We start from the raw sequence: 13,747 nt of genomic DNA, 5'->3' as shown, positions 1-13,747 counted from the left end.
AAAGATTAATTTATAGCTACTGAATTATTTCCCCAGGTCTGTTTATGCTCCCAGCCTGTAAGTTCTTCGACAACTTTAACTGCATCTAAAGGTGCTTCAGTAAGATTACCGCCAGCTCTCAATCTTTCTAACTCTAACACCAAAATAGTATGTTTAGTTTGATTTAGTCTAAACCTAGATGCTGCAATAGCTCCCATCACACAAAAGAATATAGTTCCCCCTACAAAGCATAAATTTACACCCAATAATGCTGTAGATGACTGTACAGTTTGACCAGCTTCAAAACCAAATATAGATAAAGTAAAACCGACTAAAGCAAAAGCTAAAGCTTGGACTAATTTACGCGAAACTGTCATTGTACTAGCAAAAGTACCTTCACGCCTTTGGGTAGTAAGAGCCTCATCTATATCTGCAATAAAATTATAGATATTCCAAGGAGTAAAATAGCATCCAGCTCGTGCAAATCCTAAAACAAAAACTATCAACACAAATGCAACAAAAGCAACTACTGGACTAAAAGTAGGTATAATTATAAAACTTAACATACTAAAAATTAAACAACAAACAGCTAATCTATAGCTCATCACACTACCCAATCTTATACATAAAAATGCAAATATAGGTACAGAGATAACTTGTATAACTGAAAAGCAAGTATAGATAATTGAAGCAGAACTAATATTATAGTGAAGAATAAAGGTAAAGTAATACGCGAAACTAGCACCAAATACATCTAGAGCAACAAAAGCTCCTATATACATCAATAAAGTAAGCCTAAAAGCTCGCACTTTAAGAGTTGAAAATATATTTTTAAAAATGTTTTTAAACTCACCCAAAAGAGTTGTATCTAGTTTCTTTGAAATCACAACATCTCTTTCCCAAGTATATTTATATACAAAGAACCATGGAAGCATAAACAAAATTGCACAGATTATACCCATAATAGCAAAAGAGATCTGTTCACTAGCAAAAAAGTACATAATCGCTGCAGGTAAAAATCCAGCCACAATATTTGAGCTTTGTGAGAACAGCATCCTAATACCAGTCATTTTTGAACGGACTTTATAGTCATCACTCATCTCAGCTGCAAGTGTTTCATAAGGTACTTGGATCATTGTGAATATGAAATTAAATGCAATATATCCAAATAAATAATACCAAAAGCTAAGACCCGGCAACCAAAGTAAAGCAAAAACCAATACTAAGGGAGCTCCTACTACAAAGAAAAATCTTCTTCGACCAATAGGTCCATGCCAGTTATCAGAAACATACCCCATAATAGGGTCAGCAAACACATCAAGTCCACGACCAATAGCTACAATCATTCCAGCCTCTGCAGGAGATAACCCAGCAACATTAGTATAAAAATACATAAGCCATAAACCAAGTATGGTAAATGCTCCTCCACCAAAAAAATCGCCTGATCCATAGGCAATCATATTAGATAACTTAACTTGTTTCTGGGACATTTATAATGATTTACTGAATGAACAACATAATTAAAATATAAACTATTATAAGAGAAATTAGAATAACTAAATAAGCTTAACAAAGGATTCGGGCAACTAATAAAACCTTTTAAATTACTTACTGAATAATAATATCAGCAGCTCTCTCAGCAACCATAATAGTCGGAGCGTTTAGATTGGCATTTGGTATAGTTGGAAATACTGAAGAATCTACCACTCGAATATTTTCCAGACCGTGAACCTTTAGATTTTCATCAACTACTGCCATCTCATCAAAACCAATCTTACAAGTACAAGATGGATGATAAGCACTCTCGACATTTGCTCGTACAAAAGCATCTATCTCTTCTTCAGACTGTACACTACTGCCAGGCTGAATCTCATCACCACGATATTCATCAAACGCCTGTTGATTGATGATTTTGCGCGTAAGCTTCACACAATCTCTAAAACCGATCACATCATCAGGATGCTGTAAGTAATTAAATCTAATTTCTGGAGCATTGTTTATATCTGCTGATAATGCTCTTATATACCCTGTACTTTTAGGTTTATTTTGCCCTACATGAACTTGAAAACCATGCCCTTTAAAAGCAGCTTTACCATCATATCTCATTGCAGCCGGTAAAAAGTGATACTGAATATCTGGCCAGCTCTCATCACTCAAACTTGATGGAATAAATGCACAAGCTTCAAAGTGATTAGTTATGCCAAGACCTTTTTTAAACAATATCCAATTCACACCAATTTTAAACTTTGACCATAAGTCTATCTTGCTATTTAGCGTAATTGGCTTTTTGCATTTAAACTGAAAATAAAACTCTAAATGGTCTTGTAAATTTTTACCTACACCAGGTAAGCTGTGAATAACTTCAATTCCTGCAGCAACTAACTCTCTCTTATCGCCTATACCAGATACTTGCAACAGATGAGGTGAGCCGATTGAGCCTGCACTTAAAATCACTTCTTTTTGAGCTTTGACTACTTCGATATTACCTTTTCGATTTATCTCTACTCCAATAGCTTTTTTACCCTCAAAAATAACTTTTTGAGTAGTTGCTTTAGTAAGTATAGTTAAATTTTCTCGATTTTTTATAGGATCTAAATAAGCATGACTTGTAGAGCATCTGACACCATTTTTAACAGTCATTTGCATCGGACTAAAGCCGTATTGTTCTTTAGCGTTATAATCATCAATTTTAGGGTAGCCGGCTTGCACACCAGCATCTATAAACGCTGTGTACAGTGGATTGGTCATATTGTTACCATTAGTGATAGTTATCGGCCCTGTTGCACCACGGTACTCATTACCACTAGCATAGTAACTTTCCATTTTTTTAAAATACGGTAGGCAATTACCATAATTCCAACCATTTGCACCATGCTCTTGCCATTCATCAAAATCTTTTTTATGCCCTCGAACAAAAACCATACCATTGATAGATGATGAGCCACCCAAAACCTTACCACGCGGACAATGCATTACACGATTATCAAGATACCTCTCTTTCACTGTATGAAATTGCCAAGCGTATTTTTCGGTATTCATTGGGTATGAAAGAGCTGTCGGCATTTTTATAAATATACTTTTATCACTACCACCACTTTCTATAAGTAGCACACTTGCATCAGGATTTTCACTAAGTCTATTTGCTAGCACACAACCCGCTGAACCTGCCCCTACGATTATATAGTCGTATTTTTTTAACATTTAAAATGGGCCTTCTAATTTTGCCATTCCCACATATATAGATTTAGTTTGAGTATAATGGTTTAATGCTTCTATACCATTCTCACGACCCACACCAGATAACTTATAACCACCCACAGGCATCTCGCTTGGCGAAGCTCCATACGCATTTATCCAGCAGATCCCTGCTTCTATCTGATGAATTACTCTATGAGCTTTGCGAATATCATTTGTAAAGACCCCTGCAGCAAGGCCTAGCTTAGTGTCGTTTGCACGAGAAATAACCTCATCTTCACTACTAAATTTTAAGATACTCATCACAGGACCAAATATCTCTTCTTTAACAATAGTCATATCATCCGTACAATCAGCAAATATAGTCGGCTCTATAAAGTAACCATTTAATGAACTTATTCTTTGACCACCAGTTAGAAGTTTTGCACCTTCTTTTTTACCTATTTCGATATAGCGAAGTACTAGCTCCATATGCTTTTCACTAATCAATGCTCCAAAATTTGTATTTATATCAAGAGTATCACCAGCAATGATATTCTCTTTTGTCCGCTTAACTAGCTTTTCAATGAACTGCTCATAAGCGGTCTCATGGACAAACACTCGCGTACAGTTTGTACAAATCTCTCCTTGTGTGTAGAAATTCCCAAGCATCGCAGCCGTTACAGCTTCATCGATATTTGCATCCTCAAATACTATAAGCGGTGATTTACCACCTAGCTCCATTGTCACTTCTTTTAAGCTTGCCGCTGCCGCTGACATCACTTTTTTACCAGTACTAACTTCACCTGTGAATGAAACCTTTTCTACCTCTGGAGCATTTACTAAAGCCTTACCAACCTCAGCTGCACCTTGTACCACATTAAACACGCCTGCAGGCACACCCGCTTCGATGAAAACTTCTGCAAGCTTTATTGCTCCTAGCGGAGTCTCTTCTGATGGCTTAAATATCATCACATTACCACTAGCTAATGCAGGTGCCGCTTTCCAACAAGCAATCTGTAGTGGATAATTCCATGCCCCTATACCTAAAGCTATACCTAGTGGCTCACGACGAGTATAGAAAAAATCATCTCCTACTTGCTGTTGAATACCTGTAGTACTATGAGCAAGGTTAGCAAAGTACTCAATAGCATCTGCACCTGTTTGAATATCTACTTCTATAGCTTCTTGTAAAGGCTTACCTGTATCTAAAACCTCAACTTTTGCTAACTCATCATTTTTTTTACGCAAATGATTTACTACTTTTTGTAGCAGCCTTGTTCTTTCTATCTGGGGTAAGGATGACCATTTTTTAAATGCTTCTTGAGATGACTTTATTGCCAAATCAATTACAAAATCATCAGCTTCTTGCATCTTGTAAATCACTTCACCAGTAGCAGGATTTACTACATCAAACGTGTTTCCTGATTTATTATCAATAAATTCACCATTTATGAAACTTTTATAAGTCTTCATCTTTAACCCTCAATAAACATTATTATTATCACTATAACCAACCTTTGATTATCATTAATCTAAATATAAAAATCAATACTATATCTACCTATATATATTTATTGTTATATAAGCTTGTAAACTACTATTATATGCTCTATCGTTACTAATTAAAATTATTTACTACAATCAGTTAAAGATATATGCAATGTAAAAAGCGAGCTTTCATATTTGGGACAATGTCAGGAGTATTTTGGGGATTAGACTATACACTAGCCGGACAAATCCATACACTTCTAGCCATGACTTTTTTAGTATCAATGTGGCTCACATCAATTCATGACTTAGGAGTAGCTGCCACTGTTAGCGTAGTATCAAAATCATCAGTAAAAAAAGCTAAAGATCTAAAGCTATGGCAGTTTATAAGCATCTGCTGTATTCCTCTCTTAGGTGGCTTAGCCATGACAATGTATATGCTTTCAACTAGAGACATCTCAACAGGAACGGCAATAATTATCTCATCTTGTTACCCAGCAGTTGGAATGATTGGTGCTAGGATTTTCCTCAAAGAAAGTCTCAGCTCACTTAAAATCACTGGGTTTTTAATCGTTGTAGTTGGTATTACACTTACAGCTTACAATGGTCTTTTTGATCATGCAAATGGTCTTCTAGGCTTAACCTTTGCAATACTTGCAGCTATATTTTGGGGATTAGAAGGTGTAATTTATAAAATGGTTTTAAATGCTGACGTCTCTCCAAACACCCTTTTATTTTTACGTAAGTTATCGACTATTGTGATTTTCTTACCCTTTACCCTGATAATAATTCCTACTGTTAGCGTTAATGTCTTACTACTAATGGCAGCTGTTGGTATTATTGGCTATGTTGCTGACCTTGCGTATATGCAAGCATTTAAATTTTCAGATGTTACTTTAGCAATGTCACTAAACATTACATATATAATATGGGGACCACTTTTTGCATTTATACTATTTGATCAAAGCATTAGCATAATACTACTAATCATTTGTGCCATACTAATATTCTTAGGTAACTTCTTAATATTTAAATCAAAATCGGTTTATTAATGACTTTAAGAGCTGCTTTCATCTTTTGGATCAAATTTCTTAAAATTTCCAAAAATAATCGCTCCTTTTAAAGAAAATAGAAAATATCTGTATCTAAATAACTGAAATGCCTAATTGTTCAGCCATTGCCAACTCATTTCTTTCAACTATTTCCTCTATAATAAATCCATCATTATCAAATTTAAAATAAGTAAGACTAGTCCATTGAACATCTTTCCCACTAACTTCATGGCCTTTCCAAGTGTTTGATCCTGTTGCAAAATGAGTTAATGCTACAACAACTTCATTACCAGAAACAATTTCTTTTTGAAATGTTGTATTTATAGTTTCATAACGATCTGTTACACATCCTCTTAATGATTTCTCAAAAATATCTAAACCTATTAAAGGTGCACTACAGTCTGGGCGATGTATCACTACATTTTCATGAAAATATTTGGGTATTAAATTAGTCTGCTTACCATCAACACAATATTTAAAATACTCTTTAACTTTACTCAAATTATCACTCATTTATATTTCCTCATGTTCTTGTTTGTTTACATGAGAAATATTAACATGTACTTTTGTGTAAACAATGTCCCGCACTGTTGATACAATGTATACATTTATGAAACAATAATGATTATGATAGATATACTAACATGCATTAAAGCATTTAGAGCCGTGGTAGAAGAGAAAAGCTTTACTGCCGCAGCAAAAAGATTAAACTTGTCAAAAGTTCTAGTCAGTCGCTACATTGCAAACCTAGAAAAACACTTAAATTCTCAGCTACTAAATAGAACAACAAGATCTATTAGTCTAACATCAGTTGGGCAAACGTATTATAATCGTTGTGTTCCACTAGCTGATGAGATTTTGAACATCAATAGTTCAATTTATGAAGATAAAGAAAACCTAATAGGCACATTAAATGTACTAGCTCCTAGCTCACTTACTGAAATGTATTTAATGCCTAGCATATGTAGTTTTAGAGATAAATATCCAGATATAAGCATCAACTTATGCCTAAACAATAAAGTTATGGATTTGTTCACAGAAGGTTTTGATGTCGCAATTAGATCTGGGAACTTTGTGAATCGCGACTTAAACCTCATATCTGTAAAACTCATGGATAACGATGTGATTACTTGTGCATCAGCTAAATATTTAAAAACCAATAAAATCATAAAAATACCAGCAGATCTTTTGGATCAATCATTAATTGTTGATAACAATCTACACAACCAAGACTTTTGGGAATTTAAAAAAGATAATAAGGTAGAATTAATCAAAGTGAATAGCAAACTATCTATTGACAGTATACAAGCAATTAAAAAAGCTCTACTTTTAGATCAAGGAATAGCAATGATGCCTAAATTTGCTGTTGAGGAAGAACTTAAGCAAGGAAGTTTAATTCACATCTTAAATGATTATAGTATTGAGAAAAGAAGTGTTTATGCATTGTACCCAAGTAAAAGATATGTACCATCAAAGGTCAAGCTTTTCATTAAAGAACTAAAACTGAATAGTCAGCGATCAACAAAAACCGACTTATTACCATAAAGATAATTTGTCAATTCGCAAGTGTATTTTGTAAATCCACCTATTAAGTCTGAAGGCTGATCACCTACAGATATCAATATTTTAAATCCCAAAGATTCAATATAAGCTCGTCGTTCTGATTTGAAATTTGTAAACTGATCAGGATTGTAATTAGCAATTTCTTTTGGAAACACAAACACATCTTCAAACTGGGTATAGCCTGCATCTTTTAGAGCTAATTTAGTAACATCAATGCTATCAGCAACCCTCGCACTTACAAAAAAAACTTTCAGCCCTTTGTCTAAACAAAATTTATAGAAATCTAAAGTAGCTTGAATTGGCGTACCCGTATCTGCAAATATACATTCATTCCAAACTTTATGATTATCACCTTGAGGGAAACCATATTCTTTTAAAGCCTTATAATGATTCAAAGATGTCTCATCGATATCTAAAATCAAAGTAGTTTTCTCTAATATATCCACAGAATTCACAATATCCCGAGCTTGTTCTAGGATGCAAGATATCTCTTGCTCATGAGCACCACTCTCATAATAATCAATAACTTCAAGCTTAGTCATATCTTCTTATTTTAACCCCAACTCTTTAAGTCTTTCATTTAAAAATAATTCTGCAGTTGAGTATTTTTCTGACAAATAAGTTTCAGACTTTGCATGAATAAAACATGGTGTAGATACTCTATCAATATTTTTTGTTTCGCTCTCTGGCTTAACAACTCTATGCTTAGTCGCTATATATTCGCCATTAGTCATTTCCTGTAGCATATCACCGATATTTACAATTATAGACTCACTATCGCATGGCACATCATACCATTGGTCTGTTACTGGAGATAAAACCTGTAAGCCTGGTGAAGATGCTATAGGCAACAAAGTTATAAGGTTTATATCCTCATGTGCTGCAGCTCTTACCGCACCAACTTCTTCATCACCTTCTAGAGCAGGATAATGAAGTATTCTTAACAGTGTATTTTCTGGAGATAAAGTATCTTTAAGCCTTTGTGATAGTTTACTGGCAACCTCTGGATTCATATGCTCATCAATCCACTCAAGTAGCGTTTCACCAAGTGCTATCATTGCTTGATACATTTCTCTAGCGGCATTACTAACTTCATTAGGGTATCTACCATTAGGAAAGTACAAATGGTAAAAATGTTTGATATCTTTAACCTTTTCACCCTTAGCAACTTCCGATACATCTTTAGGAAAATATCCATCTTGATTCTCTTTATCAAAAAGATATTTATCAGCTTCACCAGACTTTAGAAAATCCTGCCATTCTTTGTAAACAGTTTGAATAAGATTCCAGTCAATTGGATGCGTTTTTAAAACAGCAAAACCCGTTTCTTTTAATGATGTTGTAAAATCTTTAGCTGCATTTTCTGCATAGTAATCTACACTTAGGATATTCATTTTTACTCCAATTTTTTATAAGAAAAGATATGTGAAATTCATAGGTATTATATCAACAATAATTTTCTGATGCATTAGTTTAAACTTTTCAGACATAAAATTCCTAGAAAAGATTATTTACTACGCTTTTTCTTATTTACTTTATATTTTTCAAACTTTTTCCTAAAAGCAATTTCTACTTTATCTAGCAGCTTAGCAAAGCGATTACTTATTGCTACAAATGGTAAGAGAGATAAGCAGATAAAAAATAATCCAGGTCCTGGCATAAATAACATAATTAACCCAAGAATAAGCGCTACACAAGAAAATATTATTGATATCAATGAAAGCAAAGGACTTGATAACTTTCTTCGAAAATACCTATGTAGCAAGTAAAACCTTTTTCCTGGCTTTAATTTAACGATCCTCTTAGAAAAAGCATAAAACTTACCCATATTCATATTTTCTTATTAGCCTCGCGGATGATGCTTTTGATAAATTTTTTGGAGCCTATTTTGTGAGATATGTGTATAGATTGTCGTTGTAGATACACTACTATGCCCCAACAACATTTGCACAGAACGCAAATCTGCACCATGATTTAAAAGATGTGTGGCAAAAGCATGGCGAAGTGTATGCGGTGATATATCTGTACTTATTCCAGCTGCCAAAGCATAATTTTTTATGCGATGCCAAAAAGACTGTCGCGTAATTCGCTTAAAATGCTTACTAATAAATACAGCCTGTTCTTTAAATCCTGTTACAAGATTAGGACGAACCTCAGCCAAATATTTTTCCAAATACTCATGTGCATACTCACCAATAGGAACTATCCGCTCTTTTGACCCTTTACCTATAACTTGAATCACACCTATATTGGTATCCATATCATCAAGATTAAGGCCTACCAACTCACTAACTCGTAGACCTGTTGCGTACATCAGTTCTAGCATTGCTTTATCTCTAATACCCACATCTACAGTCAAGTCAGGAGCTTGAAGAAGCTTTTCTATATCATCTTCTGTCATATCTTTTGGTAAACTTTTCGCAAGTTTTGGCAATGTAAGTTTAATAGTTGGATCTTGAGAAATCTCTTTAGAAGCAAGTAGCCAGCCATAAAATTTTCGCATAGTTGATATCATGCGAGCATTAGAGCGACCACTATAGCCTTTACGAGAACGATAAGATATAAAAGCGTACAACTGATCAAAACCAAGGCTAGATACTTCTAGTTTGGAATAGTGTTTTTGTAAAAATTTAAGATCAGTTCGATAAGATGAGATAGTGTTTTGACTAAGACCATGCTCAAGCCAAAGATTGTCTAGAAAAGTATCTATATGAGCAGACACCCTCTAAGACCTTAGAATTATACTTTTTCTTTAATTCTAGCAGCCTTACCAGTAAGACCACGCATGTAGTAAAGCTTAGCTCTACGAACATCAGCTCTTTTCTCTACAGTGATGCTATCAATCAATGGAGAATGAGTTTGGAATGTTCTTTCAACACCCATACCTGAAGACATCTTTCTTACAGTAAATGCAGAATGAAGACCACGATTTCTTTTTCTTAACACAAAACCTTTAAAAGCCTGTACTCTTTGCTTATCGCCTTCTCTAATCCAAAGATTTACAGTGATAGAATCACCAGGATTAAACTCTGGAAGATCTGTTCTATACTGCTCTTTTTCTACTAATTCTACAAATTTGTTTTTCATTTTTTTGCTCCTTTTGTGCTTACCTTATCTTTATTATTATCTTCCAATAATTGCTTATCTTCTGGTGATAGGCATAGGCACTTCATTAAATCTTTACGACGCTCATAAGTTCTTATTAACTTTTGTTTACGCCTCCATTTTGCTATATTTTTATGGTTGCCTGATAACAAAACTTCTGGTACTGATTTACCATTAGGTAATACAGCAGGTTTTGTATAATGCGGATAATCTAAAAGACCATCATAAAAAGAATCTTCTATCAAAGAATCTTTGTTACCTAGCACATCTGGCAATAGCCTTATTAAGCTATCCATTACTAACATAGCAGGGAATTCACCACCACTTAATACAAAATCACCGACAGAAATTTCTTCATCTATATAATCTTCTATTAAGCGTTCATCAACCCCTTCATACCTACCACAAAGAAGTATCAAAGAATCATTTTTCAAAAGCTCTAAAGCCTTAGCATGATTAAAGACACTACCTTGAGGTGACAAGTATACTACTTTTGTATCACAACCTAAAGTATTTTTTGCATCCGTAATTGCATCTGCTAATGGTTGATATTTCATTACCATACCAGCACCACCGCCAAAACTAGTATCATCGACAGTTGAATGCTTATCTGCAGTATAACTACGAGGGTTAAAAAAACTCATCGAAACTTTAGATCGCTTAAATGCCCTAGATGTAATGCCAAAATCACCTAAAGCCTTAAACATTTCAGGAAAAATAGATACTATACCAAATTTCATTATATCACCTATGATTAGCTACATTTCTTTAGCAGCAGATAAAGCACTAATCATCTCAGTTGACAGATTATTAAAGCCCTTCGGCGAATTTGGTGTAAATATAACATTCGATTTACCATTCTTAGTCATATTTTCAAGAGTATCAAGATACTGATACATCATCACAAGAGAAGATACATATTCATTAGACATACCATCTTCGGCACCCTCTTTCACATCCTCTATAGACTTACGCAAACCACGAGCAATCGCTTTTCTTTGCTCAGCAATACCTTCACCTAAAAGTTTCATTGACTCTTTTTGACCTTCGGCTTCTTTAATCTTAACAATTTTATCTGCCTCAGCCTTTGCTTTAGTCGCTTCAAGTTGTCTTTGAGCTGCATTAATCTCATTCATTGAGCGTTTTACATTTTCTTCAGGGTTAATATCCACGACTAATGATTTAATAATAGTATAGCCATAATTACTCATCTCTTCAGATAACTCTTTTTTTATGTCCATCGCAATACTATCTTTATTTTCAAAAGAATCATCTAAACTCATGCGTGGCAATGATGATCTAATAACATCAAAAACATATGATTCCATTTGAGCTCTTGCATTAGTAAGCTTATAAAAAGCATCTGTAGCTTTCGCTTCTTCGACTAGAAACTGTACAGAAACTTTCATATGCACAAAAACATTATCTCGAGTTTTTGTTTCAGCAACTATATCTAACTGCTGTATTCTTAAACTCACACGACCAGCAACTCTTTCAATAAAAGGAATCTTAAAATTAAGACCAGCCTTTTGGATACGAACGAATTTACCAAATCGCTCAACTATATTCACAGACTGGGTTTCAACCAAATTGACTGAAAAAGCTAGTAAAAATATAGTTACAAAAACCACAAACATTAAAAAAATCATAAACATTTAAGCTCCAAATTTGATTATTAAAATAAAAACTACTTATTGTTGAGGAAAATCTACAATAATTTTATTACCATTTTTACTATCTTTCTTCCAAAGAAGTAAGTCATGCCCCTTAACAACCTTACCACTTGGACTATTCCATACAAACTCTAAGACCACTAATTGATGCTTTTCATCAATTTCACGACAATACTGATAGTTAAGTTTTATTTTACCCATATTTTTTTTACCATCAGCGGCAGTAGAAAAACCATCAACATAATGTTTTAAAACATCTTGTTTATCTGTATATAGTTTGCCATCTCCCATATAAATAAAATCATTATCATAAAAAGATACTACTTTTTTTAAGTCTGCAGCATCCCAAGCTTTTTCCATTTGTGTAGCCTTAGACTTAATATCATCAAACTTCTTGTCTGAGCAATTACCTGTTGCAAATACACTTGAAAAAACACTTAAACTTAAGATCAATATCCAGATTTTTTTCATAACACACATATATTTCCTGTTAAATTTAGTTTGACAATATTACCACTTTCTTTACAAGAGGCTTCACGTTCTTTTTAAAAGGCTGAAAACATTCAAATCTCAAAACTATCTTCTGAGGTACATCTTCAAATTCCGGCTTTGTTTTAAATTTAAAGTGATCAACCCCACCCCATTTTGAGTTTTCAACATCAATACTATCATGCTTAAAGCTTATTGCATTTACATAACCATATTCAGGAGATACTAAGAACCACTTATACCCTTCCGTTGAATCAACAGGTAAATCAATATTGAAAGTATGCTGTTTTTCACTTAAAACTATTGGATCAGCATATACACCTTTAAAATCTTTTTGAGTCATACTCGCATATCCAAACAATGGCAAAATCACGAACATCAACAAAAGCTTACGCATATTTTAACAATACAAACTTATCATCTTGATAAATTTATTATACAATTAGTGTTGTTACAAATATACACATTAATTGAGCTAATATGGCAATAGAAAGATTTGAATTAGAATTAGTATCTTTTAAAGATATTACAGATACCGTAAGACACCTAGTATTTAAAAGAACTGATGGGAAACCATTAAACTTTATTGCAGGACAATTTATCACTTTCACATTTGATGGCGAAGATGGCAAAGTTAAGCGAAGAAGCTATAGCTTAGGGTCTCTTCCTACTGATAACAAATTACTTGAAATAGCAATAACATATGTAAAAGGTGGTATTGCTTCTGAAGCTTTCTTCAACATGCAAGTAGGCGATATAACTCCAGCGATGGGCCCTGCTGGTAGACTTATCTTAAAAGATGAGGATGTCAAAAAAATTGTTCTTGTTGGAACTGGTACCGGCATTGTCCCTTATAAATCAATGTTTCCAGAACTTTTAGAAAGGGCTGATAATACAGAGGTTCATATATTACTTGGTGTACAATATCGTAAAGACGGTTTATACCAAAATGATTTTATCGAGTTTGCAAATAAACATCCAAATATAAATTTCAAACTTTGTTTAAGCCGTGAAATCGAAAATCTTAAGGATTATGAAATATCAGGATATGTTCAGCACCAATTTGAAAGCTTAAATCTAAATCCTGAAACAGACGTTGTATATATCTGCGGTAACCCTAACATGATTGACCAATCCTTTGAAATGCTCACAAATGCTGGGTTTGGTATTAAAAGTGTGCGTAGAGAAAAGTATATTTCTTCCAATTAGACCAGATTTTGG

General features: G+C 33.8%; 15 protein-coding genes. 3 read left to right on the top strand and 12 right to left on the bottom strand.

The genetic code is table 11. The annotated features are described in order from the left end of the window. Positions 1-5: 5 nt before the first annotated feature. The 3 genes from CDH04_RS02130 to betB all read right to left on the bottom strand — a co-directional run bounded on the left by CDH04_RS02130 (position 6) and on the right by betB (position 4,629). The gene (locus CDH04_RS02130) at positions 6-1,469 is read right to left on the bottom strand and encodes an MFS transporter (RefSeq protein ID WP_112869458.1); all 1,464 of its coding nucleotides are present in this window, start codon (positions 1,467-1,469) and stop codon (positions 6-8) included. Between the two features lie 118 nt (positions 1,470-1,587). After that, positions 1,588-3,180, bottom strand: a complete 1,593-nt coding sequence (betA, locus tag CDH04_RS02125; protein ID WP_112869457.1) for a choline dehydrogenase — start codon at positions 3,178-3,180, stop codon at positions 1,588-1,590. Beyond that, a complete protein-coding gene (gene betB / locus CDH04_RS02120; RefSeq protein ID WP_112869456.1) occupies positions 3,181-4,629 on the bottom strand; it encodes a betaine-aldehyde dehydrogenase in 1,449 nt (482 codons plus the stop codon). 182 nt (positions 4,630-4,811) lie between these two features. Between betB and CDH04_RS02115 the strand changes: the two genes are divergently transcribed. After that, positions 4,812-5,696, top strand: coding sequence for a DMT family transporter (locus tag CDH04_RS02115; RefSeq protein WP_112869455.1), 885 nt, complete (start codon positions 4,812-4,814; stop codon positions 5,694-5,696). Between the two features lie 93 nt (positions 5,697-5,789). Here the strand turns inward: CDH04_RS02115 and CDH04_RS02110 are convergent, their stop codons facing one another. Further along, the gene (locus CDH04_RS02110) at positions 5,790-6,209 is read right to left on the bottom strand and encodes an ester cyclase (protein WP_112869454.1); all 420 of its coding nucleotides are present in this window, start codon (positions 6,207-6,209) and stop codon (positions 5,790-5,792) included. 114 nt (positions 6,210-6,323) lie between these two features. Between CDH04_RS02110 and CDH04_RS02105 the strand changes: the two genes are divergently transcribed. After that, complete coding sequence (locus CDH04_RS02105; RefSeq protein WP_162699180.1) at positions 6,324-7,241, top strand: LysR family transcriptional regulator; 918 nt, start codon at positions 6,324-6,326, stop codon at positions 7,239-7,241. Here the strand turns inward: CDH04_RS02105 and CDH04_RS02100 are convergent. The 8 genes from CDH04_RS02100 to CDH04_RS02060 all read right to left on the bottom strand — a co-directional run bounded on the left by CDH04_RS02100 (position 7,208) and on the right by CDH04_RS02060 (position 12,869). Then, positions 7,208-7,801, bottom strand: a complete 594-nt coding sequence (locus CDH04_RS02100; protein WP_112869452.1) for an HAD family acid phosphatase — start codon at positions 7,799-7,801, stop codon at positions 7,208-7,210. The genes CDH04_RS02105 and CDH04_RS02100 overlap by 34 nt on opposite strands. Before the next feature lie 6 nt (positions 7,802-7,807). Further along, positions 7,808-8,653, bottom strand: a complete 846-nt coding sequence (locus CDH04_RS02095; RefSeq protein WP_112869451.1) for a 2OG-Fe(II) oxygenase family protein — start codon at positions 8,651-8,653, stop codon at positions 7,808-7,810. Positions 8,654-9,102: 449 nt separating this feature from the next. Next, positions 9,103-9,981, bottom strand: coding sequence for a site-specific tyrosine recombinase XerD (gene xerD, locus CDH04_RS02085; RefSeq protein WP_112869449.1), 879 nt, complete (start codon positions 9,979-9,981; stop codon positions 9,103-9,105). 17 nt (positions 9,982-9,998) lie between these two features. Beyond that, complete coding sequence (gene rplS / locus CDH04_RS02080) at positions 9,999-10,346, bottom strand: 50S ribosomal protein L19 (RefSeq protein ID WP_112869448.1); 348 nt, start codon at positions 10,344-10,346, stop codon at positions 9,999-10,001. Then, entirely contained in the window at positions 10,343-11,104 is a 762-nt protein-coding gene (trmD, locus tag CDH04_RS02075) for a tRNA (guanosine(37)-N1)-methyltransferase TrmD (RefSeq protein WP_112869447.1), read from the bottom strand. Before trmD ends, rplS begins: the two co-directional genes overlap by 4 nt. 18 nt (positions 11,105-11,122) lie before the next feature. Beyond that, positions 11,123-12,013, bottom strand: coding sequence for an SPFH domain-containing protein (locus tag CDH04_RS02070; protein ID WP_112870864.1), 891 nt, complete (start codon positions 12,011-12,013; stop codon positions 11,123-11,125). 42 nt (positions 12,014-12,055) lie between these two features. Further along, positions 12,056-12,508: a DUF4440 domain-containing protein gene (locus tag CDH04_RS02065; protein WP_112870863.1), complete on the bottom strand. Its 453-nt coding sequence runs from the start codon at positions 12,506-12,508 to the stop codon at positions 12,056-12,058. Between the two features lie 25 nt (positions 12,509-12,533). Next, positions 12,534-12,869: a hypothetical protein gene (locus tag CDH04_RS02060; protein WP_234393383.1), complete on the bottom strand. Its 336-nt coding sequence runs from the start codon at positions 12,867-12,869 to the stop codon at positions 12,534-12,536. 137 nt (positions 12,870-13,006) lie between these two features. On the opposite strand from CDH04_RS02060, the gene CDH04_RS02055 reads away from it, so the two are divergent. Next, the gene (locus CDH04_RS02055; protein ID WP_112869445.1) at positions 13,007-13,735 is read left to right on the top strand and encodes an FAD-binding oxidoreductase; all 729 of its coding nucleotides are present in this window, start codon (positions 13,007-13,009) and stop codon (positions 13,733-13,735) included. The last annotated feature ends 12 nt before the right edge of the window (positions 13,736-13,747 follow it).

The sequence above is a fragment of the Francisella adeliensis genome (assembly GCF_003290445.1).
Classification (GTDB): Bacteria; Pseudomonadota; Gammaproteobacteria; order Francisellales; family Francisellaceae; genus Francisella; species Francisella adeliensis.
The sequence above is the reverse complement of the archived record's forward strand: the minus strand, read 5'-3'. Positions and strand labels throughout refer to the sequence as shown.

Coding starts and splice junctions, on each gene's coding strand:
- CDH04_RS02130 (WP_112869458.1), bottom strand. CDS start 1,469: ATGTCCCAGAAACAAGTTAAGTTATCTAATATGATTGCCTATGGATCA.
- betA (WP_112869457.1), bottom strand. CDS start 3,180: ATGTTAAAAAAATACGACTATATAATCGTAGGGGCAGGTTCAGCGGGT.
- betB (WP_112869456.1), bottom strand. CDS start 4,629: ATGAAGACTTATAAAAGTTTCATAAATGGTGAATTTATTGATAATAAA.
- CDH04_RS02115 (WP_112869455.1), top strand. CDS start 4,812: ATGCAATGTAAAAAGCGAGCTTTCATATTTGGGACAATGTCAGGAGTA.
- CDH04_RS02110 (WP_112869454.1), bottom strand. CDS start 6,209: ATGAGTGATAATTTGAGTAAAGTTAAAGAGTATTTTAAATATTGTGTT.
- CDH04_RS02105 (WP_162699180.1), top strand. CDS start 6,324: ATGATAGATATACTAACATGCATTAAAGCATTTAGAGCCGTGGTAGAA.
- CDH04_RS02100 (WP_112869452.1), bottom strand. CDS start 7,801: ATGACTAAGCTTGAAGTTATTGATTATTATGAGAGTGGTGCTCATGAG.
- CDH04_RS02095 (WP_112869451.1), bottom strand. CDS start 8,653: ATGAATATCCTAAGTGTAGATTACTATGCAGAAAATGCAGCTAAAGAT.
- rplS (WP_112869448.1), bottom strand. CDS start 10,346: ATGAAAAACAAATTTGTAGAATTAGTAGAAAAAGAGCAGTATAGAACA.
- trmD (WP_112869447.1), bottom strand. CDS start 11,104: ATGAAATTTGGTATAGTATCTATTTTTCCTGAAATGTTTAAGGCTTTA.
- CDH04_RS02070 (WP_112870864.1), bottom strand. CDS start 12,013: ATGATTTTTTTAATGTTTGTGGTTTTTGTAACTATATTTTTACTAGCT.
- CDH04_RS02065 (WP_112870863.1), bottom strand. CDS start 12,508: ATGAAAAAAATCTGGATATTGATCTTAAGTTTAAGTGTTTTTTCAAGT.
- CDH04_RS02060 (WP_234393383.1), bottom strand. CDS start 12,869: ATGACTCAAAAAGATTTTAAAGGTGTATATGCTGATCCAATAGTTTTA.
- CDH04_RS02055 (WP_112869445.1), top strand. CDS start 13,007: ATGGCAATAGAAAGATTTGAATTAGAATTAGTATCTTTTAAAGATATT.